Origin of the sequence: Kribbella albertanoniae (assembly GCF_004348455.1) — a bacterium.
GTDB lineage: Bacteria > Actinomycetota > Actinomycetes > Propionibacteriales > Kribbellaceae > Kribbella > Kribbella albertanoniae.
Genome location: NZ_SMKA01000554.1, coordinates 1 through 900, shown reverse-complemented (window position 1 = coordinate 900; position 900 = coordinate 1). Strand labels below are relative to the sequence as shown.

Sequence of the window (900 nt, the reverse complement as noted above, 5' to 3'; positions counted from 1 at the left end):
AGCCCCCTCTGTACGCCGGCCGCCGTGGCGAGCAACCACTGCCGTAGGTTCGCGGCCGCATCCGAGCGCGCCGCCACCAGCGTCGCCGTACAAGACACCCACACATCCAGCACAGGAGCCGGATACCCATCGAGCTGGGGGCTCGTGGATGGGCGGTTAGGCGGCGGCTTGGTGGAGGCGGGACTCGGCTTGGTCGAGTACGGCGGTCAGGGCTACTGGGGGATGGTTCCAGAGGATTTCGGCGCGGGCGTTGTGGAGGGCCGGCCAGAGACTTGCGGCCCAGGCGACCTCCAGCTCGTCGGGCGTGAACTCCCGTTCCTCCTGATAGGCAACGAGAAACGCCTCCGAACTGGCCAGCGGGGCGAGCGTCGGAACCTCAGTGCTGGCGAAGGCGCCCGCAGCAGCGCCAACCAGCGCGGGCTCCGGCAACCACGCGACGCTGTCCCAATCATGTACGACGTATGGCGTGTGCCCGTGCCATCGCAGGTTCTGGGCTTCCCAGTCCGCGTGACCGAGCATACGTCGCATCGACCCGGCCTTCAGCAACCGCTTTCGCGCCCGAGTGGCGATCGCCACCAGATCCGCCCGCAACGAATCCGCACCCGGCCTCGTGTCGTGAACCGCGTTCGGCGGCCACTCGCCCGGGCCGTCGTGATCCCAGCGCACCCACTCCGGATTAGGCAGCGGCGGCGGATGTTGGAGCCGCCGGGTCACCTCCATGACCGCGGAATACAGTCGCGCCGAGCGCTTCGCCGTACCAGCATCGTTGCCGCGAGCAACCTCACCACCAGGCACCCACTCCTCCGCATGCACCGCCCGCCCGTCCACCACACTCACCCCGGTCAACGGCCGAGCACAAGGCAACCCAGCCGCAACCACCGCCCCCCTGCACCGCCAAAC

1 protein-coding gene is annotated in these 900 nt (G+C 69.0%); it reads right to left on the bottom strand.

Annotated features, from left to right (window positions below):
* Positions 1 to 156: 156 nt before the first annotated feature.
* Positions 157 to 828: a hypothetical protein gene (locus tag E1261_RS44940; protein ID WP_132416510.1), complete on the bottom strand. Its 672-nt coding sequence runs from the start codon at positions 826 to 828 to the stop codon at positions 157 to 159.
* Between the last annotated feature and the right edge of the window lie 72 nt (positions 829 to 900).